This is a genomic window from Actinophytocola xinjiangensis, assembly GCF_001921215.1.
Taxonomy (GTDB): Bacteria; Actinomycetota; Actinomycetes; order Mycobacteriales; family Pseudonocardiaceae; genus Actinophytocola; species Actinophytocola xinjiangensis.
Window position 1 is genome coordinate 104,908 of the sequence record NZ_MSIF01000027.1, and the last position, 26,680, is coordinate 131,587.

Annotated in this window: 20 protein-coding genes; 8 read left to right on the forward strand and 12 right to left on the reverse strand. The window is 72.2% G+C overall.

The window, feature by feature from the left end; genetic code table 11:
* Positions 1–40: 40 nt before the first annotated feature.
* The 5 genes from BLA60_RS35720 to BLA60_RS35740 are packed head-to-tail and all read right to left on the reverse strand — an operon-like array spanning position 41 to position 8,515.
* Entirely contained in the window at positions 41–1,273 is a 1,233-nt protein-coding gene (locus BLA60_RS35720) for a molybdopterin molybdotransferase MoeA (protein ID WP_075137489.1), read from the reverse strand.
* On the reverse strand, positions 1,270–2,919 hold the full coding sequence (locus BLA60_RS35725) for an NAD(P)H-dependent oxidoreductase subunit E (protein ID WP_075137490.1): 1,650 nt from the start codon (positions 2,917–2,919) through the stop codon (positions 1,270–1,272). The genes BLA60_RS35720 and BLA60_RS35725 overlap by 4 nt, the downstream gene beginning before the upstream one ends.
* Positions 2,916–5,804 carry a formate dehydrogenase subunit alpha gene (gene fdhF / locus BLA60_RS35730; RefSeq protein ID WP_075137491.1) on the reverse strand — a complete coding sequence of 963 codons (2,889 nt, stop codon included), beginning with the start codon at positions 5,802–5,804 and terminating at the stop codon, positions 2,916–2,918. The genes BLA60_RS35725 and fdhF overlap by 4 nt, the downstream gene beginning before the upstream one ends.
* Positions 5,805–5,852: 48 nt before the next feature.
* Entirely contained in the window at positions 5,853–7,652 is a 1,800-nt protein-coding gene (locus tag BLA60_RS35735; protein WP_075137492.1) for an aldehyde ferredoxin oxidoreductase family protein, read from the reverse strand.
* 17 nt (positions 7,653–7,669) lie between these two features.
* Positions 7,670–8,515 (reverse strand): NTP transferase domain-containing protein, encoded by an 846-nt coding sequence (locus BLA60_RS35740; RefSeq protein ID WP_211288958.1) that lies wholly within the window; start codon positions 8,513–8,515, stop codon positions 7,670–7,672.
* 52 nt (positions 8,516–8,567) lie between these two features.
* Here BLA60_RS35740 and BLA60_RS35745 point away from each other — a divergent pair, with 52 nt between their 5' ends.
* Together BLA60_RS35745 and BLA60_RS35750 are read left to right on the forward strand one after the other, a co-directional pair.
* On the forward strand, positions 8,568–10,502 hold the full coding sequence (locus BLA60_RS35745) for an NPCBM/NEW2 domain-containing protein (RefSeq protein ID WP_245812376.1): 1,935 nt from the start codon (positions 8,568–8,570) through the stop codon (positions 10,500–10,502).
* A gap of 92 nt (positions 10,503–10,594) precedes the next feature.
* Complete coding sequence (locus tag BLA60_RS35750; protein ID WP_075137494.1) at positions 10,595–12,103, forward strand: MFS transporter; 1,509 nt, start codon at positions 10,595–10,597, stop codon at positions 12,101–12,103.
* A gap of 66 nt (positions 12,104–12,169) precedes the next feature.
* On the opposite strand, the gene BLA60_RS35755 is transcribed toward BLA60_RS35750, so the two are convergent.
* Positions 12,170–12,538, reverse strand: coding sequence for a cupin domain-containing protein (locus BLA60_RS35755; protein ID WP_075137495.1), 369 nt, complete (start codon positions 12,536–12,538; stop codon positions 12,170–12,172).
* 11 nt (positions 12,539–12,549) lie between these two features.
* Positions 12,550–12,912, reverse strand: coding sequence for a nuclear transport factor 2 family protein (locus BLA60_RS35760; RefSeq protein WP_075137496.1), 363 nt, complete (start codon positions 12,910–12,912; stop codon positions 12,550–12,552).
* A 103-nt stretch (positions 12,913–13,015) separates the two neighbouring features.
* Between BLA60_RS35760 and BLA60_RS35765 the strand changes: the two genes are divergently transcribed.
* On the forward strand, positions 13,016–16,129 hold the full coding sequence (locus BLA60_RS35765) for an ATP-binding protein (protein ID WP_075137497.1): 3,114 nt from the start codon (positions 13,016–13,018) through the stop codon (positions 16,127–16,129).
* On the opposite strand, the gene BLA60_RS35770 is transcribed toward BLA60_RS35765, so the two are convergent.
* Complete coding sequence (locus BLA60_RS35770) at positions 16,105–16,902, reverse strand: family 16 glycosylhydrolase (protein ID WP_075137498.1); 798 nt, start codon at positions 16,900–16,902, stop codon at positions 16,105–16,107. The genes BLA60_RS35765 and BLA60_RS35770 overlap by 25 nt on opposite strands.
* Before the next feature lie 13 nt (positions 16,903–16,915).
* Positions 16,916–17,872: an arabinan endo-1,5-alpha-L-arabinosidase gene (locus BLA60_RS35775; RefSeq protein WP_075137499.1), complete on the reverse strand. Its 957-nt coding sequence runs from the start codon at positions 17,870–17,872 to the stop codon at positions 16,916–16,918.
* A gap of 386 nt (positions 17,873–18,258) precedes the next feature.
* On the opposite strand from BLA60_RS35775, the gene BLA60_RS35780 reads away from it, so the two are divergent.
* The 3 genes from BLA60_RS35780 (at position 18,259) to BLA60_RS35790 (ending at position 23,321) form a co-directional block, all read left to right on the forward strand.
* Complete coding sequence (locus tag BLA60_RS35780) at positions 18,259–20,547, forward strand: WD40/YVTN/BNR-like repeat-containing protein (RefSeq protein ID WP_281257508.1); 2,289 nt, start codon at positions 18,259–18,261, stop codon at positions 20,545–20,547.
* 14 nt (positions 20,548–20,561) lie between these two features.
* A complete protein-coding gene (locus BLA60_RS35785) occupies positions 20,562–22,382 on the forward strand; it encodes a rhamnogalacturonan lyase (RefSeq protein ID WP_075137500.1) in 1,821 nt (606 codons plus the stop codon).
* 87 nt (positions 22,383–22,469) lie between these two features.
* Entirely contained in the window at positions 22,470–23,321 is an 852-nt protein-coding gene (locus BLA60_RS35790; RefSeq protein WP_075137501.1) for a helix-turn-helix domain-containing protein, read from the forward strand.
* On the opposite strand, the gene BLA60_RS35795 is transcribed toward BLA60_RS35790, so the two are convergent.
* Positions 23,318–24,121: an aldo/keto reductase gene (locus BLA60_RS35795; RefSeq protein ID WP_075137502.1), complete on the reverse strand. Its 804-nt coding sequence runs from the start codon at positions 24,119–24,121 to the stop codon at positions 23,318–23,320. The two genes, BLA60_RS35790 and BLA60_RS35795, sit on opposite strands and share 4 nt — an antisense overlap.
* Positions 24,118–24,723 carry a hypothetical protein gene (locus BLA60_RS35800; RefSeq protein WP_154814829.1) on the reverse strand — a complete coding sequence of 202 codons (606 nt, stop codon included), beginning with the start codon at positions 24,721–24,723 and terminating at the stop codon, positions 24,118–24,120. Before BLA60_RS35800 ends, BLA60_RS35795 begins: the two co-directional genes overlap by 4 nt.
* Before the next feature lie 191 nt (positions 24,724–24,914).
* Here BLA60_RS35800 and BLA60_RS35805 point away from each other — a divergent pair, with 191 nt between their 5' ends.
* Positions 24,915–25,520: a helix-turn-helix transcriptional regulator gene (locus tag BLA60_RS35805; protein ID WP_075137504.1), complete on the forward strand. Its 606-nt coding sequence runs from the start codon at positions 24,915–24,917 to the stop codon at positions 25,518–25,520.
* Positions 25,521–25,540: 20 nt separating this feature from the next.
* Positions 25,541–26,170 (forward strand): helix-turn-helix transcriptional regulator, encoded by a 630-nt coding sequence (locus tag BLA60_RS35810; RefSeq protein ID WP_245812378.1) that lies wholly within the window; start codon positions 25,541–25,543, stop codon positions 26,168–26,170.
* 33 nt (positions 26,171–26,203) lie between these two features.
* Here BLA60_RS35810 and BLA60_RS44420 read toward each other — a convergent pair whose 3' ends face one another.
* Positions 26,204–26,464, reverse strand: a complete 261-nt coding sequence (locus tag BLA60_RS44420) for a hypothetical protein (RefSeq protein ID WP_162293063.1) — start codon at positions 26,462–26,464, stop codon at positions 26,204–26,206.
* Between the last annotated feature and the right edge of the window lie 216 nt (positions 26,465–26,680).

The following is a 26,680-nucleotide window of genomic DNA, read 5'->3' on the forward strand; positions in this document are numbered from 1 at the left end:
CCGGGCCGGGTCAGGTCGACGGTGTCGATCCAGGAAGGGCTCATCGGTGGCCGATCACGTCCACCTCGGTGCCGGCCGGCAGACCGGTGGCCGGTTCGGGGATGACGACGTACCCGTCGGCCCTGGCCAGGACCGACAGCAGCGCCGAGGGGCCGAACAGCGGCTCGGCGACCCCGTCGGCCAGGGTCACCTGGATGACGTCGAGCCGGCCGGCCGCCGACGCCAGGTCGCGTGAGAGCCGCGCGCGGGTCACCGGCAGCGGCGGTGGGGTGTCGCAACCGGACAGTCGCCACAGCAGCGGCACGCCGATCTGGCCGAAGACCACCAGGGCCGACAGCGGGTTGCCGGGCAGGCCGATCAGCGGCACTCCCCCACAGTCGGCCAGCAGCGTCGGTTTGCCCGGTTTGATCGCCAGGCCGTGGCACCAGATCTCCCCCACGGCCGCGACGGCACCGGCGGTTTCGTCGCGGGCCCCGACCGACGAGCCGGCGGACACCACGACCAGGTCCGCGTCCGCCAGGACCTCGCTCAGGCGGTCGGTGAGCGCGCCGGGTTCGTCGTCGACGATGCCGGCCTGGACGGGGTCGCCGCCGGCGTCGAGGACGAGGGCGGCCAGCGCCGGGGCGGTGGCGTCGCGGACCTGACCAGGCCCCAGGTCCACTGTGGACGACGGGACGACCTCGTCGCCGGTGGAGATGATGGCCACCCGGGGGCGGGCGTGGACGGCGACGTCGGTGACACCGGCGGCGGCGAGCAGGCCCAGGTCGGGGGCGCGCAGCGGGCGGCCGGCGGGGACCAGCGCCGCCCCGGCCGCCACGTCCTCGTCGGCGCGGACCACGCCGCCGCCGGGGGCGACCGGGCGGGTGATCTCGATGGTGCCGGGCATGGTGGCGGCGGTGTACTCGACCATCACCACCGCGTCGGCGCCCTCGGGCAGGACGCCGCCGGTGGGCATGGCGACACACGCGCCGGGGGTGACCGTGACGTCGGGGGCGGCGCCCATCCGGACCGCGCCCCGCAGGTCCAGGTAGGACGGTAGGCCCTCGGAGGCGCCGTAGGTGTCGGCCGCGCGCACGGCGTAGCCGTCCACCGTGGAGCGGACGAAGCCGGGCAGCGGTGACGGCGAGGCGACGGCGGCGGCCGGGACCCGGTGCAGGGCGGCGGCCAACGGCACCCGCTCGACGGCGCTGCGGCGCGCGGGACGGAAACCCGCCAGGGCCTCGGAGACGGTCCGGGCGGTGAAGAACTCGCGGCTACCGGTCGCCTCGCTCACCTCTCCAGGCCGAGTACCGACACCACCGGGCCGAGCGCCACCTGCCCGAGGCCGCAGATCGACGTCTTGCGCATGGCCTCCTCCAGCCGCAGCACCTGCGCCCGCTGCTCGTCGTCCAGTGTGGACGCTCCGTCGAGCAGGGCGTGGGCCTTGGTCGAGCCCACCCGGCACGGGACGCACTTGCCGCAGGACTCGTTGCGGAAGAAGCGCAGCACGTTCGTCGCCGCCGCCAGCAGGTCGGTGCCCTCGGCCAGGACCACCAGCGCACCGGAGCCGAGCATCGTCCCGGCCTTGGCCAGGGTGCCGAAGTCCAGCGCCAGGTCCAGGTTCTCCGGGCCGATGAAGTTGGACGACGCCCCGCCGGGCTGCACGGCGCCGACCGCCGCCCCGTCGAGCACGCCGCCGGCCTCGTCGATCAGTTCGCGCACGGTCGTGCCCATCGGCACGCAGTACACGCCGGGGTTCTCGACGTGGCCGGACACCGCGAAGAACTTCCAGCCGACCGAGTCGCCCCGGCCCTGCTCGCCCCACCACTGGGCGCCGCGTCGCAGGATGACCGGCACGTCGGCGAAGGTCTCCACCGAGTTGATCAGCGTCGGCCGCCCGTGCAGGCCGTAGTTGCCGGGGAAGGGCGGCTTGTTGCGCGGCTCGCCGCGGTGGCCCTCCATGCACTCCAGCAACGCTGTCTCTTCGCCGAGGATGTACCCGCCGGGTGAGACGAAGATGTCCAGCTCCAGCCGCCGGCCGCTGCCGCAGGCGTCCGGGCCGATCACCCCGGCGGCCCGCAGCGCGTCGATCTCGGCGCGCAGTACGCGCTCCTCGGGGCCGTACTCGTGGCGGATGAACACCCAGCCCTGCTCGGCGCCGACCACCGCCATGCCCAGCAGCAGGCCCTCGATCACCAGGTGCGGCTGGTCGGCGAGGATCTGCCGGTCCTTGAACGTGCCCGGCTCGGACTCGTCGGCGTTGCAGATGGCGTACTTCACCGTGCCCGGCTGGGCCGCCGCCACCAGCTCCCACTTCTTGCCGGTCGGGAAGCCGGCGCCGCCCATGCCGCGCAGACCGGAGGCCGACAGCGTGCCGACGATCTCGATCGGGTCCAGTTCGCCGGCCAGCAGCGCGCGCAGCGACTGGTACCGCTGCCCCACCCCGGACCCGGCCGGGTAGGGGTCGTTGGGCCACGGTTCGGTGCGCCGGGTCGCACCCGCCTCGCCGACGCCACCGGCCCGCGCCGCCGCGACCAGATCGTCCACTTCGGACACCGGCGCGGGGTGCTCGTTGACGTCGGCGGCCGGCGCGACGTCACAGCGGCCGAGACAGGAGACCTCGACCAGCTCGACGTCGGTGTCCGCGCCGTAACGCTTCTTCACCTCGGCGATCCGCTCCTGGCCGCCGCGCAGCCAGCACGACAGGTCGTGGCACACGTGCAGCGAGACCTTCGCCGGCGGCGTGGTGCGGAAGTGCGGGTAGAACGAGATCAGGCCCTCGATCTCGTAGCGCGGCCGGCGGGTCTCGCGGGCCAGCTCCTCCAGTTCCTCGCGGGGCAGCCAGCCCAGCCGGGCCTGGATCGCGTTGAGCGCCGGGATCAGCGACGGCCCGGGGAACTTGCCCGCCCGCGCCTCGACACCGGGTACCACTGACGTCATTCGCCAACTCCAACCGCCGCGCCGAGCGACTCGACCTGGATCGCGCAGAACTTGAACTCGGGGATCTTGCCGTACGGGTCGATCTCGTCGATGGTCAGCAGGTTGGCCGCCGCCTCCCGGAAGTGGAACGGGATGAAGCAGTTGCCCAGCTGTTCGCGGTGGGAGATCCGCACCCGTAGCCGGATCGCGCCGCGCCGCGACCGCGCCTGCACGAGCTCGCCGTGCGCGAGGCCCCGGTCGGCGGCGTCCTTGGGGTGCATGTACACCTCGGCCTCCGGCGAGATCGTGTCCAGCGCGTAGGAGCGCCTGGTCATCGAGCCGGTGTGCCAGTGTTCGAGCAGCCGCCCGGTGTTGAGCACCAGCGGGTACTCCGCGTCCGGGAGTTCCTTGGCGGGCAACCACTGCGCGGGCACCAGGTGTGCGAGCCCGTCGTCGGTGTTGAACCGTTCGTCGAACAGCACGACGGTGCCGTCGCTGTGCTCGGGGTCGGCGTTGGGGTAGAGCTTGCCGGTCAGGCCGAGGTTCTCGTGGCGCAGGTTGGCGTAGGAGGGCATCAGCGCGACCATCTCGTCGAACACCTCGCTCGGCCCGGAGTAGTTCCAGTCCAGGCCGACACGCCGGGCGATGTCCTGCACGATCTCCCAGTCCACCCGCGCCTGGCCGGGCGGGTCGAGGACCTTGCGTCCCAGTTGGACACGCCGGTCGGTGTTGGTGTACGAGCCGTCCTTCTCCAGGTACGACGACGCCGGCAGCACCACGTCGGCGAACTCGGCGGTCTCGGTGAGGAAGATGTCCTGCACGACCAGGAAGTCCAACTGGGACAGTGCCTTGCGGACCTTGTTGATGTTCGGGTCGGACAGGAACGGGTTCTCGCCGAGCATGTACATGCCGCGCACGCCACCTGGCTTGAGCACCGAGCCGATGATCTCGGTGACGGTCAGCCCCCGGTTCGGGTCGAGCTTGGTGCCCCAGGCCCGCTCGAACCGCTCGCGGGTGCCGTCGCGGTCCACGCCCTGGTAGTCGGGGTAGAACATCGGGATCAGGCCGGCGTCGGACGCGCCCTGCACGTTGTTCTGGCCGCGCAACGGGTGCAGGCCGGTGCCCGGCCGGCCGACGTTGCCGGTGATCGAGCACAGGGCGATCAGGCAGCGGGCGTTGTCGGTGCCGGTGGTGTGCTGGGAGATGCCCATCCCCCAGTAGATGACCCCGGAGCCGGCCTCGCCCCAGACCCGGGCGACCTCGCGGATCAGGTCGGCGTCCACGCCGGTGATCTGGGCGGCGCGCTCCGGCGGGTACTCGGCGACTGTGCGCGCGAGTTCGTCGTAGTTGGACACCCGTGCGGCGATGAACTCGCGGTCGATCAGTCCGAGGCGGATGACCTCGTGCATGATCGCGTTGTAGAACGCCACGTCGGTGCCGGGCTTGACCTGGCAGTGGTAGTCGGCGTGCTCGGCGACCGTGCTGGCCCTGGGGTCCACGTAGACGATCTTCGTGCCGCGCCGGCGGGCCTGCTTGAAGAAGGAACTCGCGACCGGGTGGTTGGCGGTCGGGTTGGAGCCGGTGATGATCACGACCTCGGCGTTGGCGACGTCGCCGTAGGTGGTGGAGACCGCGCCGGAACCCACGCCCTCGAACAGCGCCGCGACCGAGGACGCGTGGCACAGGCGGGTGCAGTGGTCGACGTTGTTGGTGCCGAAGCCGGTGCGGATGAGCTTCTGGAAGAGGTAGGCCTCCTCGTTGGAGCACTTCGCCGAGCCGAAGCCGGCGATCGCGCCCGGCCCGCCCTTGGCGTGGATCTCCTTGAGGCGGCGGGCGACCAGGTCCAGCGCCTCCTCCCAGGTGGCCTCGCGGAAGTGCGGCATGACCTCGTCGTAGTCGACCAGGCCGCCGGGCCGGCGGCCCTTGCCCTTGCCCTTGCGGCGACCGCCGTCCTTGGCCATGTCCCCGCGCACGTCGGCCGACAGCGGGCCCTTGGGGTAGGCGGCGTCGACGCGGATCAGCGGGGTGGTCAGGCGCTGCGGTGAGGCGGCGTAGTCCCAGCCGTAGCGGCCCTTGACGCACAGCCGGCTCTGCGATCCGGGCTGGTCACGGCCTTCGGCATAGGCGATGGCTCCGCGTGAGCGGTCGACGTAGTAGGTCAGCGCGCAGCCGACGCCGCAGTAGGGGCAGACGCTGTCGACGGCGTCGAGTCGCTCCTTGGGCTGGATGGGGATGAGGTTGATCGACTTGTTGGTCAGCGCGCCGGTCGGGCAGGCCTGGACGCACTCGCCGCAGGTCACGCACGAGCTCTGACCCATCGGGTCGTCGAGGTCGAAGGCGATCCTGGTCGAGTAGCCCTTGCCGGAGCGGCCGATGACGTCGTTGCCCTGCAGGTCGTCGCAGGCCCGGACGCAGCGGTCGCACAGGATGCAGGCGTCGTGGTTGACGTCGATGACCGGGTTGGACGAGTCCTGGCCCCGGCCGGAGCCGCAGGGCAGGGCGGTGGTCTCGCGGGCGACGTCGAAGGTGTCGGCGAGTTCGAGCAGCAGGTTGTCGCCGGTGGTGGTCTGTTTGGGGTCCTCGGCGCGGGCCGGCTGGTCGGACAGCAGCAGTTCGGTGAGGGTGGCGCGGTTGCGGTTGAGTTCCGGCGTGTCGGTCTTCACGGTCATGCCGTCCTCGCACGGGCGCACGCAGGCGGCGGCGAAGGTCCGGCCGCCGGTGTCGACGACGCACATCCGGCACACGCCGACCGGGTCGTAGCGCTCGTTGTGGCACAGCACGGGGATGTCGACGCCGGCCTGCTTGGCGGCGTCGTAGATCGAGGTGCCGTCGGGCACGGTCACCGAGTGGCCGTCGATCCGCGCGGTCACCGTGCGGACCGCCGTCCGCTCCTCGAGAGTCGTCATCGTCGCTCCATCCTCGGCATTGCATACAGCATACCGTTACCGCTGAGGCTAGGCATCCAGCAGCAGATCCGCCAGGTCATCCGAGGTCACCCTGCCCTGTTCGTCAAGCCCGCGAGCCGCGTAGTAGCCGGTCACCATGGTCGCCAGCCGCTGCGCGCTCAACGCCGCCGTCCGCCCCGAACCCAGCTCAAGAGGGGTGGCGAGCATCCGGGGCGGCAGCGTGTCGTCGGCCCGGGTGGCGCCCTCGCGCGTGTTGAACGCCCGCTTGGCCGCCACGATCCGCCTGGCCGCCGCCCGCAGCTCGGCCGCGTCGGTGTCCCAGCCGGTGACCAAGGCCAACAGCCGCGCCCACTCGGTGAACGGGTCCTCGAACACCCCGCGCAGGAACTTGCACAGGATCATCGAGTCCATCACCGCGGCCCGGTCCTCGGTGTCCACGGCCGCCGCGACGTGCGCCGCGCCGCCGTCGAACCGGTCGAGGTCACCGGACAGGTCGGCCTCGTAGGCCCCGGAGCGGTTGTGGTCGGCGCCGCGCGCGTTCACCGCGAGCCCCAGGGCCATCGCCTGCAGGCTGCGCGGCTCGTAGCCGGGCAGCTCCAGGCCCTTGACCTGCGGCGCGAACTCGATCGACCCGTGACCGACGCGCGCGGCCGCGTGCCGCGACCCGTGCGCCAGCAGCTCCCCCAGCCCCGGGGTGCGGGCGCCGATCGCGTCCAGCGCGCGCAGCAGCGCCGCGCCGTCGCCGAAACGCAGCCACGGCTCGTCGATCAGGCCGCGCTCGACACACTCCATGGCCCACGCGATCGTGCCGCCGGCCGAGATCGTGTCGATGCCCAGCTCGTCGCAGCGGGCGCTGGCCGCGAACACGTCGTCGGGGTCGGACACCCCACACAGCGGACCCAGCGCGAACACGTTCTCGTACTCCATCCGCTGGCTGCCGCCGCCCTTGCGGGAGTAGATGTGCTCACAGCCGATCGAGCAGGACGCGCAGCTGTTGCGGGCCACCCCGCGCAGGTCGTGCAGCTCCTCGGCGGCCAGGTTGGCCGCGCCGTCGAAGGTCGCGGCGGTGAAGTTGCGGGTGGGCAGCGTGCTGACCGCGTTGAACGCCAGCAGGTTCGCCAGCGTGCCCAGCTCGCGGTACTTCGCGGTCGCCGGGCCGAAGCTGCGGGCGCGCAGGTCACGGGCGGCGGCCAGCACCCCCGCCTGGTCGGCGACCCCGACCTTGGTGGCCGCCCGGACGAGCACGGCCTTGATGTTCTTCGCGCCGAGCACCGCGCCCAGCCCGCCCCGCCCGGCGTGCCGGCCGTCGTGGCTGATCGTCGCGTACCGCACGCCGCGTTCACCGGCCGGACCGATCGCCGCGGTCCGCCAGCCCCGGCCGAACCGTTGCCGGACAAGGGTTTCCGCCTCGGCGGCTGGCAGCCCGGCGAGGTCGTCGGCCGGTTCGAGGCGCGGGCCGTCACCGTCGACCAGCAGGACCGAGAGACGGTCGGCGCGCCCGCGCAGGACCAGCGCGTCGTTCCCGGTGAGCTTGCCGGCGATGGCGAACTGGCTGGAGGCCAGCGCATCGGTCAGCAGGCCGGTCAGCGGTGACTTGGCGACCACCGCGAACTTCGCGCTGGTGGTCAGCGGCGTGCCGACCAGCGAGGAGAACACGAACGCCAGCGGCGCGGCCGGCGCGAGCGGGTCACCGCCGGGTGGGGCGAGGCGGTGCATCAGCCAGGTGCCAAGACCGACGCCGCCGAGGTAGCGGCGCAGCACCCGCTCGTCCAGGGGCAGCGGTGTGCCGGCAGCCCGGTCACCCTCGATGTCGATCACGAGCGCCTGCCCGAAAAGTCCGCCGGCCATGGTGTCGACTGTATGCCCTATCCGCCGGCGTCGGCCGAGAGGAAGGCCACGGTGTCCCCCGCGACCAGCGGCAGCCGGCCGTCGCGGGTCACCTGGTCGCCGTTGACGGCGGCCACCACGTGCCGGTCCAGGGTCAGCCCGGCGGCGGTCGCGGCGGCCCCGATGGTCGCCGCCCGCACCTCGCGCGGCCGGTGCGTGCCGCCCTTGGCCAGCGCCCCGAAACACTCGACGGCCACCAGCGGCGGCGGCCGGTCGCGGGCGGCGGCGTAGTCGGCGGGCGTGTTGACGTTGAGCACCGAGTCCAGGTCGGGGTCGTGCCGGGCGAGGTCGGTGTCGGCCAGCAGGTCCTCGTCGGTCAGCCTGGTCACCGCGCAGTGCTCGAAGATCATCCCGGGCCGCAGGTTGCCCTCGCCGATGAGCGTGCCGACCAGGTCGGCCAGGCCCGTGCGGTAGGCGGCGGCCAGCGGCTGACGGAAGCCCTTGGCCAGCGGTAACACCACGTCGACGCCCTCGGTCAGCGCGCGCAGCACCCGGCGGACGTAGGCGGGGTGCAGGAACGGCAGGTCGGTGGAGCAGACGAACGCCGCGCCGGCCCGGTCGGCGACCGAGGCCAGCCCGGCGGCCAGGCCCTGCATGGGCCCCAGACCCTCGACCGGGTCCTCGACGACCGCGACCCCGGCCGGCAGATCGGGCAGGTCCTGGCCGGGTGCGGCGACCACGACCACCGGCCCGTCGACCGTCCTGGCCAGGACCGCGCTCGCCCGGTACAGCAGCGTCGACCCGTGCCAGTCCAGACCGGCCTTCGCCTCGCCCATGCGGCTGGACCGCCCGCCGGCCAGCACCACTCCCGCCGCTGTTCGCACGGTTTCGATCGTAGCCATCGGAATTTCGCCGTCGCTGTGCTGGACTGAACGAGTGTCGACTACGAAGAGTGCGCTTCTGGTTACCGTTCTGACCCTGCTGATCGGTTTCGCACCACCGGCGACCGCCGAGAAACCCCCGCTGGCCCCCACCCCGCCGATGGGCTGGAACAGCTGGAACCGGTTCGGCTGCGACATCGACGAGAACCTCATCAGACAGACCGCCGACGCGATGGTCACCTCCGGGATGACCGCCGCCGGCTACGAGTACGTCAACATCGACGACTGCTGGATGGCGCCCACCCGCGACGCCGCCGGTCGGCTCGCCCCCGACCCGGTGCGCTTCCCGAACGGCATCGCCGCCCTGGCCGACTACGTGCACGCCAAGGGCCTCAAGCTCGGCCTCTACTCCTCGGCCGGCACCCACACCTGCCAGGGTCTGCCGGCGAGCCTGGACCACGAGGTGACCGACGCCCGGACCTTCGCCGAGTGGGGCGTGGACCTGCTCAAGTACGACAACTGCCACAACGAGGGCCGCCCGGCGCTGGAGCGGTACACGGCGATGGCCGACGCGCTGGAGGCCACCGGCCGCCCGATCGTCTACTCGATCTGCGAGTGGGGCGCCAACGACCCGTGGGAGTGGGCGGCGCGGGTCGGCGGCCACTACTGGCGCACCACCGGCGACATCGCCGACAACTGGGGCAGCGTGATGTCCATTCTGGACCAGCAGGTCGGCCTGGAGGCGTTCTCCGGGCCCAACGCGTGGAACGACCCGGACATGCTGGAGGTCGGCAACGGCGGCATGACCACCGAGGAGTACCGCGCGCACCTGAGCCTGTGGAGCCTGCTCAACGCGCCGCTGATCGCCGGCAACGACCTGCGCGCCATGGACCCCACCACCCGCGCCCTGCTCACCGACCCCGACGTGATCGCCGTCAACCAGGACTGGGCCGGCGTCCAGGGCCACCGCCTCGCCGACGACGGCGACCTGGAGGTGTGGGCCAAGCCGACCTCCGACGGCGGCGCGGCCGTGGTGCTGTTCAACCGGGGCCTCACCGGCGCGCGGGTGTCGACCACGGCCGGGGCGCTTGGCCTGCCCGACTCCCCCGCGTACACGATGCGTGACCTGTGGGCGAACACGATCGTGGTCACCGACGGCCCGGTGCGCGCGTCGGTCCCGCCGCACGGCGCCCGGATGTACGTGGTGGCGCCCGGTGGCGGCTCGGGCGAGCCGGCGGTGTCGGCCGAGGTCGTCACCGACCGCTACGCCGACCCCGGGCAGACGCTCACCGCGACCGTGCGGGTCAGCAACGACGGCCCGGTCCCGGCGCGCGGCGTGCGGGTGCTGCTCGACGCGCCGCCCGGGTGGCTGGTGAGCCCGGCCGGCGGCGCGACCGTGCCGGCGGTCGGCCCAGGCGGTGAGTCCACCGTGGACTTCACGGTGACCGTGCCGGCGGGCGAACCGACCGGTACGCACGCCCTGAGCGCCGAGATCAACTACCGGGCGGGCCAGCTGGTCCGCCGGCTGACCGGCTACGGCGCGGTGATCATCGCGACCACCCCGTCGGGCAGCCCGTGGCTGTCGGCCCTGCCCCCGGTCAGTACCCAGGTCGGCTGGGGCCAGCTGGGCGTCGACCGCAGCGTCGACGGCAACCCGCTGACCATCGGCGGCCTCACCTACGCCCGGGGTGTCGCCCCGCACGCCGAGTCGGAACTGCGCTACCACCTGGGCGGGGCGTGCACCCGGTTCACCTCGGCGGCCGGCATCGACGACGAGGTCGGCGACCGGGGCTCGTCGACGTTCACCGTGCGGGGTGACGGCGTCACCCTCGCGGAGTCCGAAGTGGTCACTGGCGCCGACGGCCCGGTGGCGCTGGACGTCGACGTCACCGGCGTCACCGAGCTGGTCCTGCTGACCGACGACGGCGGCGACGGCATCGACTATGACCACACCCAGTGGGCCGACGCGGCCCTGACCTGCCAGAACTGAGTTCGGGAAAAAAACTTCGTCCCCGGTGTCGATTCACGGTCGAGCGGTTCGACCTGTAAGTGAAACCCGACAACGACCACTGAGGACGAGTCATGACGCTGGAGACGAAGGCCGGCCGCCGGGAGTGGACGGGGCTGGCGGTGCTCGCACTGCCGACCCTGCTGCTGTCGCTGGACATGAGCGTGCTGCACCTGGCCGTGCCACACCTGGCGGCCGACCTGCGCCCGAGCAGTACCGAACTGTTGTGGATCATCGACATCTACGGCTTCATGGTGGCCGGTTTCCTGGTCACCATGGGCACCCTCGGCGACCGCATCGGCCGCCGCAAACTGCTGATGATCGGCGGGGCCGCGTTCGGCCTCGCCTCGGTGGTCGCCGCGTTCGCCACCAGCCCCGCCATGCTGATCGGCGCGCGGGCGCTGCTCGGCGTGGCCGGTGCGACGCTGATGCCCTCGACGCTGGCGCTGATCAGCAACATGTTCACGAACCCGAAGGAGCGCGGCACCGCCATCGCGGTGTGGATGAGCTGCTTCATGGGCGGCATGGTCCTCGGCCCGGTCGTCGGCGGTCTGCTGCTGAGCGTGGCGTGGTGGGGTGCGGTGTTCCTGCTGGCCGTCCCGGTCATGGTCCTGCTGCTGGTGACCGCGCCGACACTGCTCCCCGAGTACCGCGACGAGAACGCCGGCCGGCTGGACCTGCCGAGTGTCGCGCTGTCGCTGGCCGCGATCCTGCCGTTCGTGTTCGCCCTCAAGGAGCTGGCCAAGGACGGCCCGAACGCCGTCAACGTGACCGCGCTGATCGTCGGCGTGACCGTCGGTGCCGTGTTCGCCCGTCGTCAGCGGCGCCTGGAGGCGCCGATGCTCGACCTGACCCTGTTCCGCAACCGGACGTTCTCCGCGGCGCTGGGCATCATGGTGATCGGCGCGCTGACGATGGGCGGGGTGTTCCTGCTCGTCAGCCAGTACCTGCAGTTGGTCGAGGGCCTGACCGCCGCCGAGGCCGGCCTGCTGCTGGTCCCCCAGGCGATCGCCGTGGTCATCGGCTCCATGATCGCCCCGAAGCTCGCGACCCGGTTCCGCAAGGAGTACGTCCTGGGCTTCGGCATGCTGATCGCCGCCGCAGGAATCCTCCTGTTCACCCAGGTCGACGCGGCCAACGGGGCGACGCTGCTGGTCCTGGGGATGTCGGTGGCGTCGTTCGGGATGGGCCCGCAGGGCGTCCTGTGCACGGAGATGGTCATCAACTCGGTGCCGCCGAACAAGGCCGGCGCGGCGTCGGCGATGTCGGAGACCTGCGGCGAGTTCGGGATCGCGATGGGGATCGCGGTGTTCGGCAGCATCGCCACCGCCGTGTATCGCGCTGACCTGACCGTTCCGGTTCCGGCCGAGGCCAAGGAAAGTCTGGCCGGGGCGGTGAACGTCGCCTCGTCGACGGCGGACCCGGAGGGGTTCCTGGCTCCGGCTCGGGAGGCCTTCACCAACGGGTTGCACCTGGTGGCGGGGATCGGCGCCGCCGTGGTGATCGTGTTCGCCGTCGGTGGGATGTTGGCCCTGCGGCGCAAGCCGGTCGCGGTGGTCGAGGAGGAGCCGGTTCTGGTGTGAGGGTTTCCGTCCTGAGGCCGGTCGTCCTGGTGGCGGCCGGCCTCTTTGGGGTGTTCGCTGGTCGGTTCAGGGCTTGGCGTAGGTGCCCGCTCCTCCCCAGTCGACGATGACGACGTCCTCGTCACCGACGACCCACGCGTCGTGACCGGCGGGCAGGCTGGTCACCTGCCCGGGGGTGGCGTCGAACTCCTCGCCGTCGGCGGTACGGATCCGCAGGGTGCCGGCGAGGTGGTACTGGAAGTGCGGGACCTCGCACAGATCGGTGCCCGCGATCGGACGCACGTGCTCGGACCAGCGCCAGCCAGGACGCAGCACGAGGCGGCCGACCTCGCCGCCGCCCATGCGCAGCAGTTCCAGTGTGCCCAGGCCGAACTCACGGGTTTCGTCCGGTCGCGCGAAGTCACGTTTCTCGGTGGTGGTCCTCTCGGTCAGCATGGCGTTGCTCCTCACTCGTCCCAGGCCTGGACGGCGACCTGGCGCCGGATACGGCCGCCGGCGAGGTCCAGCACGTTGGTCGCGAGGACCCGGGTGCCGTCGGCGTAGCGGCACGACTCCATGTAGGCGGCCGTGTCGCCGTCGACAACGACCCGTTCCAGTTGGTGGGTCATGTCCCGGCCGGTGACGTCGTTCAGGAAGGCGGAGATCTCCTGTTTGCCGTGCAGCACGTGCGGGTTGCCGGGCGGGCTCGTCCGGTCGACGAGCCGCACCTCGGCGTCGTCGTCGTAGAGACTGAGCAGGGCCTGCGCTGAGCGGTCCTCGATGCCGTGCCGGAGGGCGTCGACGTCGAAGGTCGCGTCGGTGACGGTCATGGCTGTTCCCTTCTCGAGACCACGAGGGTGCGCCGGCACCGTCAAGGCAGCGTCAAGGCCGCTGTTGCCCGGTGGACCGTCCACCACGGACACTGGAACCGTAATGTTGCGGATCCAGCTGTTCGGCGAGCTCGCGGCCTTTCTCGACGGCGAGCCGCTCGACCTGCCGGCGAGCCGGAAGGTGTGTGGGCTGCTGGCGTGGCTCGCCGCGCACCCCGGCCCGCACGGGCGCGCGCGGCTGGCCGCCACGTTCTGGCCGGACGTGCCGGACTCCAGCGCGCGGGCGAGCCTGCGCAGCGCGGTCTGGGTGACCAGGGTCGCGCTCGGCGACGCCGCCGAACTCCTGGTGACCACCCGGGACACCGTGGAGCTGCGCGGTCCGACGGTCGACCTCCACGAGTTCGACGCGCTGGTCGCCGCCGGCCGCCTCACCGACGCCGAACGCCTGTGCCGTGAGGAACTGCTGCACCGCTTCGACACCGACTGGGTCCTCGCCCTGCGGGAGGAGTACGACGGCCGCCGCGCCGCGGTGCTCGCGACGCTGTCCGACCAGGCCGAGAAGGCCGGCGACCTCACCGCCGCCAGGGAACGCGCCCACCGGTGGGCGGTACTGCGCCCGCTCGACGAGGCCGCCGCCCGGACGGTGATCCGCCTGCTGCTGGCCGCCGGCGAGCGGGCGGCGGCGGTCGCCGCCTACCGCCGGCTGCAGACGCGGCTGCGCGCCGAACTCGACACCGACCCGGAGCGGGAGACGACCGCGCTGCTGTTCGGTGAGCAGGCGGCGCACGTCGAGCCGGAGCACCCGGCGCCCGTGCGGCACGGACTGGTCGGCCGGGACCACGAGTTGGCCGAACTCGTCGCCGTCTGGCAGCAGGCCCAGGGCGGCGCCGGGCGGACGGTGGCGCTGTCCGGCGACGGCGGCATCGGCAAGTCCCGGCTCGCCACGGAGGTCTGCGAGTTCGCGGCCACGCAGGGAGCGCTCGTCGCCGCCGGGGCGGCGATCGGGTTCGGCCCGGCCGTGCCGTTCGGGCCGTGGCTCGAACTCGTCGACGGGCTCGTGGCCCGGGTGGGGCCGCTGCCGCGCGACGCCGGCTGGTCGCACGAACTCGCCCGGGTGGTGCGGGTGGCGAACCGGCGGCCCGCCGGCGCCACCGAACCGGCCTTCGACCGCGTGCGGTTCTTCGACGCCGTCGTGGAGCTGCTCGGGTGGGTGACCAGGCGGCGGCCGCTGGTGCTGCTCCTGGAGGACCTCCAGCTCGCCGACCCCTCCAGCCTGGAGCTGACCGCCTACGCCGGGCGGCGGCTGGTCCGGTTCCCCGCGCTGCTGCTGCTCACCCGGCGCCGGCTGCCGCCGCGGCCGGACGTCGAGGGGATGCTGGGGGCGCTGCGGGCCCGCGGCACGCTCGCCGCCGACCTCGAACTCGCTCCGCTGCCGCCGGCCGCGATCCGTCGGCTCGTCGCCGGGCCGGCCGGTCCCCGCACCGACCGGATCGTCGCGATCGCCGGCGGCAACCCGCTGATCGCGATCGAGACCGCGGCCGACCCGGAAGCGGGCCTGCGCGGCGCCACCCGCGCCGCGATCAGCCGGCTGCGCGGTCCCGCCCGGCTGTTCGTGGAGTTCGTCGCCACCGCCGGCCGCGATCTCGACCGCACGGAGGTGGCCGCGCTCCCCCTGGTCGGGGACCCCGCGCGGGCGATCAGCGAGGCGTTGGGCGCGGGTCTGCTGCGCACCGCCGGTGACGGGATCGGGTTCCGCCACGCCCTGCTGTCCGACGCCGTCTACCGTGACCTCGCCGACCCGCTGCGGGTCCGTCTGCACGGCGAGCTGGCGGCGGCGCTGCGCACCCGGGCCGACCGCCGGCTCGCCGCCGAGATCGCCCGGCACCTGCGCCTGGCCGGTCGGGACGAGCAGGCCGTCGCGCACCTGCTCACCGCCGCGAGCAGCGCCCGTGCCGTGTCGGCCCTGGCGGAGGCGGCCGCGTTCCTCACCGAGGCCACCGAACTCGACCCGGACGACCCCGACGTGTGGGTGGAGCTCGCCGAGGTGCAGGCGTGGCGCGGTCTGCTCCTCCAGTCCGACGCCGCGTTCGACGCCGCGCTCGCCCGCCTCCCGAGTGCCGACACCGCCGCGCACGCCGGCGCGTGGCTGCGCCGGGGCCGGTGGCTGCGTGGCGGCATCTACCATCCGCGCGAGTCACGGCACTCCTACCGGGCCGCGCTCGACGTGCTGGACACGGATCCGGCCGACCCGCTGGCCAGGGCCGAGGCGCTGGCCGGGCTCGCCTGGGCGGAGTCGGTGTCCGGCGACCCGGCGGCGGCCGAGGCGCTGCTCGACGAGGCGGAGACCGGCGCCGGTCACGGTGACCTCCTGGCCCATGACCTCGGTGTGGCCCGTGGTCACGCGCTGCTGCGCGCCGGCCGGTTCACCGACTGCATCACCCCGCTCGTGGCGGCGGCCGCCGCCGCGCAACGCGCCGGCCGGCCCGACATGGCCTACAGCTGCCTCGCGAACGCCGCCGGTGCCGCCGCCTACGCCGGGGACTTCCCGCTCGCGCTGGACTTCGCGGAGCGGTGCCTGCCGCTGGTCGTGCCGACCGGCCTGCTGCGTCTCGGTGTCTACGCCCAGTCCGCGCGGGCCTGCGTGCTGCGCCGCCTCGGCCGGTTCGCCGAGGCCCGGCGGGCGTGCGACCACGCGGAGACCCTCGCCGACCGCATCGGGCTGGTCGAGCTGGAGGCCATGGTGCGCCACGACCGGGGGATGCTCGCCCACGCCGTGGGCGACTGGACGACCGCGGGAACCGAGCTGGCGTTCGCGGTCGACGCCGGCGCGCCGGTCAGCCTGCCGCTCGCGCGGCTCCACCGCGCCGACGCGCTCGCCCGCGCCGGGTGTGCCGGGCAGGCGGAGACCGAGCTTCGGGCCGCCGCACGCGAACCCGTGACCGCCGGCGACTTCCCGGCGACGCTGGTCGCCCGCGGGTCGGCGGTCCGGGCCAGGGTCGCCGCCGCGCGCGGTGAGCCCGCGCGCGCCCAGGCACTGCTGCGGGCCGCCGAGCGGGCCTGGGCACGGTGTGTCGAACGCACCGGCGACCCCGGCGCGGAGTACGTGGCCGCCCTGGTCGACCTGGGCCGGCCGCCGATCAGCGTGTTCGTCGAACCGGAACGTGAACTGGCGGACGTGCGCGCGGAGTTGGCTCAGGCCCGGGTCCGGCCGACATAGACGTTGCGCGCCCGGTAGTAGGTGGCCGAACCAGGCCCGGGGCTCCCGGAGGACCCCTCCATCTGAAGGTTCAGAATGATCCACAACGGACTGCCGACGAACCCGGCGCCCCGATGCTGCCCCACCCACGCACCATCCAGGTAGTAGTGAATGTCGACGTCCGTGGAGTTCACCTTGGCGATCCACGCCCGGTACTCGTGCCAACCCCCTGGATTGTTCACCGGAACAATGGTGTTCGACCACCCACCACTTCCGTTCCGGTAGGTGTTGAACCAGTTCCGCCCATCCCCCTTGAACTCCAGGATGTCGCTCTCCGGCGGCCAGCTGTTCACCCCGGTCAACCAGAACGCCGGCCACGTCCCCCGCGCCGACGGCGCCTGGAACTCGCCCTTCACCTCCCAGTTGGGGAACTGGTCGGACACCACCACGTGCTGCTTGGCGTGGATCGCCCCGGAGTGGTAGCGGATCGGCAGGTACGGGTCGGCCGAGCTGTTCCCCTCGTCCCAGTCGATCCGGGTCGCCTTGATCGCCAGGACCCCGGAGGTCTCCAGGTACACGTGGTTGATGTCGGTCGAGCTGGCGTACATCCGGGCGGTGCCGTTGTGGTCCGAGCCCCACGGATAGCGGTAGTTCCAGTACCGCTCCAGCGTCGGCCGGTCGGTGAACGAGCCGCTGAGCACGGTCTCCCACGCCGCCGCCGCTGCCGGCCGGACCCCGGCGCCGACCGCCAGGCCGGCCCCGGCCGCCAGGAAGAGCCTTCTGCCGTAGGACATCCGCGAACCCTCCTCAGTAGACACTGGGCCACCCGCCAGCCCACCCGACCAGGTTCACGCCGAGCCGGCTCCCGCTGGAGGTGTAGTAGTGGTAGGCCATCAGCCATCCGTCCGAGTCGGACATCAGCGCCTGGTGCCCCGGCCCACGGATGCTCCCGTGGCTGGCGAGCACCTCGGTCCCGCCGCCGTTGGTCATCGCCACGCCGTTGCGGTCGACGTAGGGGCCGGTGATCGACGACGACCGGCCGACCATCACCCGGTAGGTACTGTCGGTCCCCCGACAGCAGTAGTCGAACGAGACGAACAGGTAGTAGAAGCCGTCCCGGTGGATGATGAACGGCGCCTCGACCGCTCCGCCGGCGTTGGGGCGGCTGGACAGGCTGTACCTGGTTCCGTCCCCCGGGTGCTGCTTGCCGGTCGCCGGGTCGATCCGGATCATCTTGATCCCCGACCAGAACGACCCGTAGGACAGCCACCAGCCACCGCCGTTGTCGACCACCAGGTTGGGATCGATCGCGTTGTGGTCGCTCGACCCGGTGGTCCGCACGACCATTCCCCGGTCGGTCCACGTCCCCGGCATCGCCGTCGGACTGGTGGCGAGGAAGATCGCCGAGTCGCGCGACCCGAAGGTCGAGGCCGAGTAGTACAGGGAGAACTGGCCGTTGTGGTAGGACAGGTCCGGCGCCCACAGGTTGGCGCTGCCGCCGGTGAACGGCAGCGTCCAGGGCGCCCCGTTCGGCCACACGGCCCCCACCCGCCGGAAGGCGATCCGGTCCGTCGAGGTGCGGATGTCCAGGCCGTTTCCGGTCGACACCAGGATGTAGGTGCCGTCCGGGGCCCGGACGATCGACGGGTCGTGCACGGCGACGTCCCCGGTGACCAGGCCCGGGTTCGGGTACTCGGCCGCCGCCGGAACGGGGGCGAGCACGACGGCGAGCACCACGGCCAGCAGGCCGACGGCGATCCTCATCTCGGTTCTCCTCTCACACCGGTCGCGGGCGCCACTGCTGACACGTGTTGTTCAGCCAGGACCACTGCCGCCGCGCCGGCGAAGGCCGACCGCTCGAAGGAAAGCGTTTGCCTGACCGAAGGTAAGGGCGCCCGACCGACCGGTCAACAGTCCGTGACCAGGGCGGGGCGCACAGTGATCGTTGTTACCCACTGAATGAGAGCGCTCCCAGCTGCGGTTTTCGTGTTAACGTTCACATTCGATTTGCGATCGATAATTTCTCACCATGATCGCCGCGCGGTGACCGGCGTTGACACTTCTCGCAGTCGGGTGCTAACAATTTGTGCACCCATTCTGGGAGCGCTCCCAATCTCAGTGTCCGTCGACCCACAGGGAAGTGGTAGATCATGCGGACCACCCTCGTGCACGTCCTGGCCGCCGCCGCGCTCACCGCCTCCCTGCTGGTGGTGCCCCAGGCCGGCGCGGCCCCCGATCCCCCGCACACCGCCGACACCTACTCCTGGCGCAACGTCGAGATCGCCGGCGGCGGGTTCGTCCCGGGCATCATCTTCAACCGCACCGAGCCCAACCTGGTCTACGCGCGGACCGACATCGGCGGCGCCTACCGGTGGAACCAGTCCACCCAGCGCTGGACCCCGCTGCTCGACCACGTCGGCTGGGACGACTGGGGGTTCAACGGCGTGGTCAGCCTCGCCACCGACGCCGTGGACCCCAACCGGGTCTACGTCGCCGCCGGGATGTACACCAACAGCTGGGACCCCAACAACGGCGCCATCCTGCGCTCGGCCGACCGGGGCGCCACCTGGCAGACCACCCGGCTGCCGTTCAAACTCGGCGGCAACATGCCGGGCCGGGGCATGGGCGAGCGGCTGGTCGTGGACCCCAACGACAACCGGGTGCTCTACCTCGGCGCGCCGGAGGGCAACGGGCTGTGGCGCAGCACCGACCGGGGCGTCACCTGGTCCAAGGTCACCGCCTTCCCCAACGCGGGCAACTGGGCGCAGGACCCCAACGACCCCAACGGTTACCTGTCCCACCGGCCGGGTGTCGTGTGGGTGACGTTCGACAGGTCCAGCGGCTCGTCGGGCCGGCCGACACCCGACATCTACGTCGGGGTCGCCGACCTGCAGAACACCGTCTACCGCAGCACCGACGGCGGCGCGACCTGGTCACAGATCCCCGGCCAGCCGACCGGTTACCTGGCGCACAAGGGTGTGCTCGACGAGGCCGGCGGCTTCCTGTACCTCGCGACCAGCGACACCGGCGGCCCCTACGACGGCGGCAAGGGCGACGTCTGGAAGCTCGACACCAACTCCGGGACGTGGACCAGGATCAGCCCGATCCCGTCCACCAGCGCCGACGCCTACTTCGGCTACTCCGGCCTGACCATCGACCGCCAGCACCCCGGAACGCTCATGGTCGCCACCCAGATCTCCTGGTGGCCGGACGTGATCTTCTTCCGCAGCACCGACGGCGGCGCGACCTGGACCCGGATCTGGGACTGGTCCAGCTACCCCAACCGCACCTTCCGGTACACGATGGACATCTCCGCCGCGCCGTGGCTGACCTTCGGCGCCAACCCGCAACCCCCCGAGGTGACCCCGAAACTGGGCTGGATGACCGAGTCGCTGGAGATCGACCCGCACAACTCCAACCGGATGATGTACGGCACCGGCGCGACCGTCTACGGCACCACCAATCTGTCCAACTGGGACAGTGGTTCGCGGATCACCATCCGGCCGATGGCCGCCGGCCTTGAGGAAACCGCTGTCCTGGACCTGATCAGCCCACCGAGCGGCCCGCCGCTGGTCTCCGGGCTCGGCGACATCGGCGGCTTCCGGCACGACAGCCTCACCAGCGTCCCCTCGACGATGTTCGTCCGCCCGACCTTCACCAGCACCACCAGTCTCGACTACGCCGAGACCAACCCCGGGATCATGGTGCGCGCCGGCAGCTTCACCGACGCCGACCGCCCCAACGACAGCCACGTCGCGTTCTCCACCGACGGCGGCGCGAACTGGTTCCAGGGCACCGAACCCGGCGGCATCAACGAGGGCGGCACGGTTGCCGCGGCGGCCGACGGCAGCCGGTTCGTGTGGGCACCGGTCGGCCAGCCGGTGCACTACTCGGTCGGCTTCGGCAACAGCTGGACCCAGTCGCAGGGCCTGCCGACCGGCGCGGTCGTCGAGTCCGACCGGGTCGACCCGAACACCTTCTACGGCGTCAGCGGCGGCCGCTTCTACCGCTCCACCAACGGTGGCGCCACGTTCACCGCGACCGCCGCCAGCGGCCTGCCGGGCTCCGGCGTCAAGTTCAAGGCCGTCCCGGGCCGGCGGGGCGACGTGTGGCTGGCCGGCGACACCGGCCTGTTCCGCTCGACCGACGGCGGCGACAGCTTCACCCGGATCTCCTCGGTGACCGACGCGGTCAACGTCGGCTTCGGCGCCCCGGCCCCCGGCCGCGACTACCAGGCCGTGTACACCGTGGCCACCATCGGCGGCGTCACCGGCGTGTACCGCTCCGACGACACCGGCGCGACCTGGGCCCGGATCAACGACGACCGCCACCAGTACGGCAACGCCGGTGAGGCGCTGACCGGCGACCCGCGCGTGTACGGGCGGGTCTACCTCGGCACCAACGGCCGCGGCGTCATCTACGGCGACCGCACGAGCTGAAGGGAACGACAGCCATGAGAACCACACGGCGAATCGCGACCGCCCTGGCCGCCGGCCTCCTCGGCGCCCTGGTGGTCGGCACACCGACCGCCCAGGCCGGTGACCAGCGGGAACCGGTCGGCACCGAACGGCTGGACCGTGGCCTGATCAGCGTGCGGTCCGGGGAGGGGAACTTCGTCAGCTGGCGACTGCTGGCCGACGATCCGACCGGGGTGGCGTTCAACGTCTACCGGGGCGCGACGAAGGTGAACGCCACCCCGCTCTCCTCGGCCACCAGCTACCACGACCGGGGCGCCCCGGCCGGCGCGGTCTACACCGTGCGCCCGGTGGTCGCCGGCGCCGAGGTGCGCACGGCGCAGGACAAGGAGTCGCTGGTGTTCGCGGCGGAGTCGATGGACGTGCCGCTGCAAATCCCGCCCGGCGGCACCACGCCCTCCGGCGAGAGCTACACCTACACCGCCAACGACGCGAGCGTCGGCGACCTCGACGGCGACGGGCAGTACGACCTCGTGCTGAAGTGGGACCCGACCAACGCCAAGGACAACTCGCAGTCCGGCTACACCGGCAACACCTACCTCGACGGCTACCGGCTCAACGGCACCAGGTTGTGGCGCATCGACCTGGGCCGCAACATCCGGTCCGGCGCGCACTACACGCAGTTCCAGGTGTTCGACTACGACGGTGACGGTCGGTCGGAGGTCGCGGTGAAGACCGCCGACGGCACCCGCTCGGGCACCGGCCAGGTGATCGGCAACGCCAGCGCCGACCACCGCAACTCCGGCGGCTACGTGCTGGCCGGCCCGGAGTTCCTGTCGGTGTTCCGGGGCACCGACGGCGCCGTGCTGGCGACCGCCGACTTCGTCCCGCCGCGCGGCAGTGTCCCGTCCTGGGGCGACAACTACGGCAACCGGGTGGACCGGTTCCTCGCCGGAACGGCCTATGTGGACGGTTCACGGCCGAGCATCATCATGGCGCGCGGCTACTACACCCGCTCGGTGGTCGCCGCCTGGGACTTCCGGAGCGGCGCGCTGACCCGTCGCTGGACGTTCGACTCCAGCTCATCGACCAACGGTTCGGCGTGGACCGGCAAGGGGAACCACCAGCTGTCGGTGGCCGACGTGGACGGTGACGGCCGGGACGAGATCATGTACGGCTCGATGGCGATCGACGACAACGGCTGGGGCCTGTGGCAGAACAACACCCACCACGGCGACGCCTACCACGTCGGCGACTTCATCCCGTCGCGGTCGGGTCTGGAGGTGTTCAAGCCGTCGGAGTCGGGCAGCGACCCGTCGCACTGGATGGGCGACGCGCGCACCGGTCAGATCATCTGGAGCGCCCCGTCGTGCGGCTGCGACAACGGGCGCGGGGTGGCCGCCGACATCTGGTCGGGCAACCCCGGCGCCGAGGCGTGGTCCTCGTCGGTGTCCGGGCTTCGCAGTGGTACCAACGGAAACCAGGTAGCCAGCCGCAAGCCGGGGTCGACGAACTTCGTGATCTGGTGGGACGGTGACGCGCAGCGCGAGCTGCTGGACGGCACGCACATCGACAAGTACGGCACCGGCGGCGACACGCGGCTGCTGACCGGGTCCGGGGTGGCGTCCAACAACGGGACGAAGTCGACCCCGGCGCTGTCGGCCGACATCCTCGGTGACTGGCGGGAGGAGGTCATCTGGCGCACGTCGGACAACCGGGCGCTGCGGATCTACTCCACGACGGACTCCACCGGCATCTCCCGGCCGTCGCTGATGCAGGACCGGCAGTACCGGGTGGCGGTCGCGTGGCAGAACACGGCGTACAACCAGCCGCCGCACCCGAGCTTCGCGATCGGCTGACCCGGTTACACGTCCGGGTGATCCTTGCCGACGAACCGGCCTCCTCTTGGCAGACTGGGCAGCCCCACCCCACCCACCGGAGGATCGATGGCCCCCCGCCCCGGTTCGACGCTGCGCCGTCGCAAGCTCGTGAAGAAGCTGACCGAAGCGAGGAAGGCGGCCGGGCTGAGCATTCGTCAGCTCGCCGCCGAGATGGACCTGCAACCGGGAACCGTCAGCAAGATCGAGACCGGCAAACAGGGTTTGACGGTGCGCAACATCAAGTCCATCGGCCGGGCCACTGGCCTGACCAAGGCGGGCATCGACGAGCTGGTCAACCTCGCCGCCACCGACGACGGCGACGACGACTGGCTCGTCGAGTTCCGCCGCACCATGCCCGAGTGGTTCACCCTCTACGCCGCGCTGGAGCAGGACGCGGAGGAGATCTGGACCTACGGCTCGGAGCTGGTGCACGGGCTGGTGCAGACCGCCGGCTACGCGGAGGCGCTGGCCCGCACGTCGGTCCCGCCGCTGGACGAGGACTCGCTGCGCCGGTCGGTGTCGCTGCGCATCGACCGCCAGGCGATCCTCGACCACGAGGATCCGCCGAGGCTGCGGATCGTGGTCAACGAGGCCGCGATCCGCCGCCCGGTCGGCGGCCAGGAGGTGATGCGCGCCCAGCTCCGTCACCTGGCCTCGCTGGCCGACCGCCCCGGCATCGAACTGCGCCTGCTGCCCTTCAGCGTCGGCGCCCACCCCGGCATGAAGAGCGACTTCACCGTCCTGCGCTTCCCCGCCGGTTTCGACGACATGGACTGCGTGTACCTGGAGAACGCGAACGGCGGTGTCTGGCAGGAACGCCCCCAGGACATCGACCACTACACGACGATCTTCACCGGCCTGCGCGACCTCGCCCTCCCGCCGTCGACCACCCACGCGGTCCTGGCCGAACTGGGTTAGCGCAGCCGGTCCAGGCGGGTGCGCTGGTCCGGGGTGAGGGTGAGACCGGCGGCGACGACGTTCTCCGCGAGGTGGGTGAGGCTGGCGGTGCCGGGGATGGGCAGCATGACCGGCGAGTGGGCCAGCAGCCAGGCCAGTGCCACCTGGGTCGGCGTCGCGCCGGTTTCGGTGGCAACGGCGGCGATCTCCGGGTTCTCCGCGAACGCGCCGGCCGCGACCGGACGCCACGGCAGGAACGCGATCCCGGCGGCCTGGCACGCGGCCAGGACCGGTTCGTGTTCGCGGTCGAGCAGGTTGTAGCGGTTCTGCACGCTGGCGATGTCGACGATCTCCCGGGCGGCGGCCAGTTCGCCGACGGTCACCTCGGACAGGCCGAGGTGGCGGATCTTGCCGGCGGCGCGGAGTTCGGCGAGGGCGCCGACCTGGTCGGCGAGCGGCGTTTCCGGGTCGATGCGGTGGAGTTGGAGCAGGTCGAGCCGGTCGACGCGCAGGCGACGCAGGGCGGCGTCGACCTGGTCGCGCAGGACCGGCGGGCGGCCGTCGAGGCGCCACTGGCCGTCGGTGTGCGCCACGCCGACCTTGGTGGTGATCAGCAGGTCGTCCGGGTAGGGGTGCAGGGCCTCGGCGAGGAGTTCCTCGTTGGCGCCGCCGCCGTAGAGGTGGGCGGTGTCGATCAGCGTCACGCCGAGTTCCACGGCCCGCCGGGCGACGTCGTGTCCGCGCCGGTCGGCCGACAGGTGCATGGCGCCAAGGCCCAGCCGCCCGACGCGCCGGTCGCCGCCGATGGCGAAGGTGCTCATCGGCGGCGTTTCGCGCAGTGGGCGCGGATGGCGGGGTGCGCCACCATGGCCACCAGCGCCAGCAGGACGATGATCTGCCATCCCTGCAGCGCTTTGAGAAGCGGCGACCGCTGCACGATGACCAGAAACCCGAGGATCGACGCCCCGACGACGGCCAGGTAGATCAGCCGCCACCACGCCTGCCACTTGCCTCGCCACACGCCCCGCAGAAGCAACAGGAACGACACGAGAAAAACGAGGTTCTCCGCCACCCGCAGCACCAGCATCTGCACGGCGAACTTCTCGGCGGCCGGTGATTCACGCCACCCCTCCATCGCGACCTCGCTGAGATCATCGCGGTTGATCCACGACACCGTCGTCGCCGCGATCGCCAACAACAGGTGGAGCACCAACAACCCACCGGCCCAGGTCAACGGCCCCCGGGGCACCACGGTGGTCAGGACCGTGGCCGGCCGTATCGGCGGCGCGGGGTAGGCGGGCAGACCGAGCGGCCCCGACGGATACGAGTACCCACCCAACTGTCCCTGCCAGGTCCCGGGCGGACCGCCAGGAGGTGGCGGCAGGGGCGGGTGGCCCTGCCGGTCCCGGGACGGTTCGTTCACCGTGCTGTCCATCCGCATCCCCAGCCCTTGGCGCCGTCCTCACTACAGACTGTCGATCACCCGCGCCGGTTCCGTCACTTCTGTGAAGCATCGACGTAGCGGCTCAATCACAGAGGGCGACAGGACGCCTTGACTCTCCACAGATTTCCAGGTAAATAAAGGAAGACATGACCAATCGGGGGTAAATCCACATGCCTGGGTCGCGAATCCAGGTGCTCGTCGTCACGACCGACGCGCTGAGCAGGCTGGGACTGACGACGACCCTGCGGCACCACGCGGAGATCGTCGTCCTTCCCGAAGGAACGCGGCACGACGATCCGGACGTCGCCGTCCTGGCTCCCGGCTGGTTGTCCGAGGACGTCCCGGCCGAGCTGTGGGCCAGGGTTCCCGACGTGCCAACGGTCCTGGTCTCCACGTCCGCCGCCGAGCGGGCCGGTGACCTCGGTGCCCTGGCCGCGCGGCGGGTCGTCTCGGTGGTCCCCCGGCACTGCCCGCCGGCCGAACTGGCGCAGCGGGTGATCGCCGCGGCGGCACTGGCCGGCGCCGACGAGGAACGCACCCTCGCCGCGCTGCGCCACGCGCTACCGCGACCGGCGCCGGGACGCCCGGAACTGAGCCAGCGCGAGCGGATCGTGCTGCGGCGGCTGGCCGACGGGCTGCGGATCGAGGACATCGCCGGCGAACTGGCCTGCTCGGAACGCACCGTGCGCAACGTGGTCTACGGGTTGGCCCGGCGGCTGAACCTGCGCAACCAGGCACACGTCGTGGCCTACGCGGTGCGCACCGGGCTGGTGTGACCAACGAGGAGGAGGCGGCCGTGAGCGAACAGACCGGCCAGGTGAACACGGTGGTGCGCGCGACGGACCCGTTGCTGCGGGCCGGCGCGCAGGCGTTTCTGCGCAGCCGTCCGGGAATCCGGCTGCTCCCGGCCACGGACACCGGCCGCGCCGACGTGCTGGTGCTCGTCGAACCCCGGGTCACCCAGGCGCACCTGGGGGCGCTGGACGCCGACGGCCAGGCCCGGCACAGCGTCCTGGTCACCGACGACCTGCCGACCAGCGGGCTGCTGCGGGCCGTGCACCGGGGCGTGGTGGCCGTGCTCGGGCTGACCGGCTGCACCGGCGTCGACCTGGTCCGCGCGGTGCTCTCCGCCGGTGACGGCACGGCGAACTTCCCGGCCCGGTTACAGGGTGAGCTGGTCGCGCAGCTGGCGAGGGTCCGCGAGCAGGTGCTGCCGGCCCACGGCCTGACCGTCTTCGGCCTCACCCAACGCGAGACCGACGTTCTCGCCCTGATCGCCGAGGGCTTCGACACCACCGAGATCGCGGCGAAGCTGTCGTACTCGGTGCGCACGGTGAAGGCCGTGCTCTCGTCGCTGATGGCCCGCCACGGCCTGCGCCACCGCGCCCACGCGGTGGCGTTCGCGGTCCGCGCCGGCGCCTGCTGAACCCCGGGCGCACGGGGTGCGCCCGGGGCGGGGTCAGGCGTTGCCGCCGTGTTCCTTCCACAGCTCGTGCGAGGCGTGCAGCAGGTCACCGGAGGCGTAGGAGCGGCCGCCGATCTGGATCGAACCGCCGGGCGCGGCGACGCCCTCGATGTTGCGCAACACGCGGACGATCTTGTACGCCTCGTCGTAGGACTTGCCGAACTTGTCCACCAGGGTCTTGGCCAGCGCTTGGTCGGTCACGTTGTTCAACGCGTCCATCCGCTGCTTGATCGGCAGCTTGGCGAACGGGTTCACCGGCTTGACCGGCGGTTTCGCCGGTGGCGGCTTGGGCGGCGCCACCGGTGGGGGCGGCGGGGGTGAGGTCGGCGGCGGAGGTGGCGGGGGCCGGGTCGGCGCGGGCGGCGGAGGCGGTGTCGGCGGCGGTGTCGGCGGCGGGGTCGGCGGGCGCGGGGGACGCGACGGGGGGGGGGGGGGGGGTGGGGGGGGGGGTGGGGTCGGGGGGGGGGGCCG

What these genes read in the sequence shown, in the direction of transcription:
- BLA60_RS35765 (WP_075137497.1), top strand. Translation starts at nt 13,016, where the DNA reads ATGTTGCGGATCCAGCTGTTCGGCGAGCTCGCGGCCTTTCTCGACGGC.
- BLA60_RS35795 (WP_075137502.1), bottom strand. Translation starts at nt 24,121, where the DNA reads ATGAGCACCTTCGCCATCGGCGGCGACCGGCGCGTCGGGCGGCTGGGC.
- BLA60_RS35780 (WP_281257508.1), top strand. Translation starts at nt 18,259, where the DNA reads ATGCGGACCACCCTCGTGCACGTCCTGGCCGCCGCCGCGCTCACCGCC.
- BLA60_RS35785 (WP_075137500.1), top strand. Translation starts at nt 20,562, where the DNA reads ATGAGAACCACACGGCGAATCGCGACCGCCCTGGCCGCCGGCCTCCTC.
- BLA60_RS35805 (WP_075137504.1), top strand. Translation starts at nt 24,915, where the DNA reads ATGCCTGGGTCGCGAATCCAGGTGCTCGTCGTCACGACCGACGCGCTG.
- BLA60_RS35735 (WP_075137492.1), bottom strand. Translation starts at nt 7,652, where the DNA reads ATGGCCGGCGGACTTTTCGGGCAGGCGCTCGTGATCGACATCGAGGGT.
- fdhF (WP_075137491.1), bottom strand. Translation starts at nt 5,804, where the DNA reads ATGACGACTCTCGAGGAGCGGACGGCGGTCCGCACGGTGACCGCGCGG.
- BLA60_RS35760 (WP_075137496.1), bottom strand. Translation starts at nt 12,912, where the DNA reads ATGACCGTCACCGACGCGACCTTCGACGTCGACGCCCTCCGGCACGGC.
- BLA60_RS35725 (WP_075137490.1), bottom strand. Translation starts at nt 2,919, where the DNA reads ATGACGTCAGTGGTACCCGGTGTCGAGGCGCGGGCGGGCAAGTTCCCC.
- BLA60_RS35775 (WP_075137499.1), bottom strand. Translation starts at nt 17,872, where the DNA reads ATGAGGATCGCCGTCGGCCTGCTGGCCGTGGTGCTCGCCGTCGTGCTC.
- BLA60_RS35770 (WP_075137498.1), bottom strand. Translation starts at nt 16,902, where the DNA reads ATGTCCTACGGCAGAAGGCTCTTCCTGGCGGCCGGGGCCGGCCTGGCG.
- BLA60_RS35755 (WP_075137495.1), bottom strand. Translation starts at nt 12,538, where the DNA reads ATGCTGACCGAGAGGACCACCACCGAGAAACGTGACTTCGCGCGACCG.
- BLA60_RS35790 (WP_075137501.1), top strand. Translation starts at nt 22,470, where the DNA reads ATGGCCCCCCGCCCCGGTTCGACGCTGCGCCGTCGCAAGCTCGTGAAG.
- BLA60_RS35750 (WP_075137494.1), top strand. Translation starts at nt 10,595, where the DNA reads ATGACGCTGGAGACGAAGGCCGGCCGCCGGGAGTGGACGGGGCTGGCG.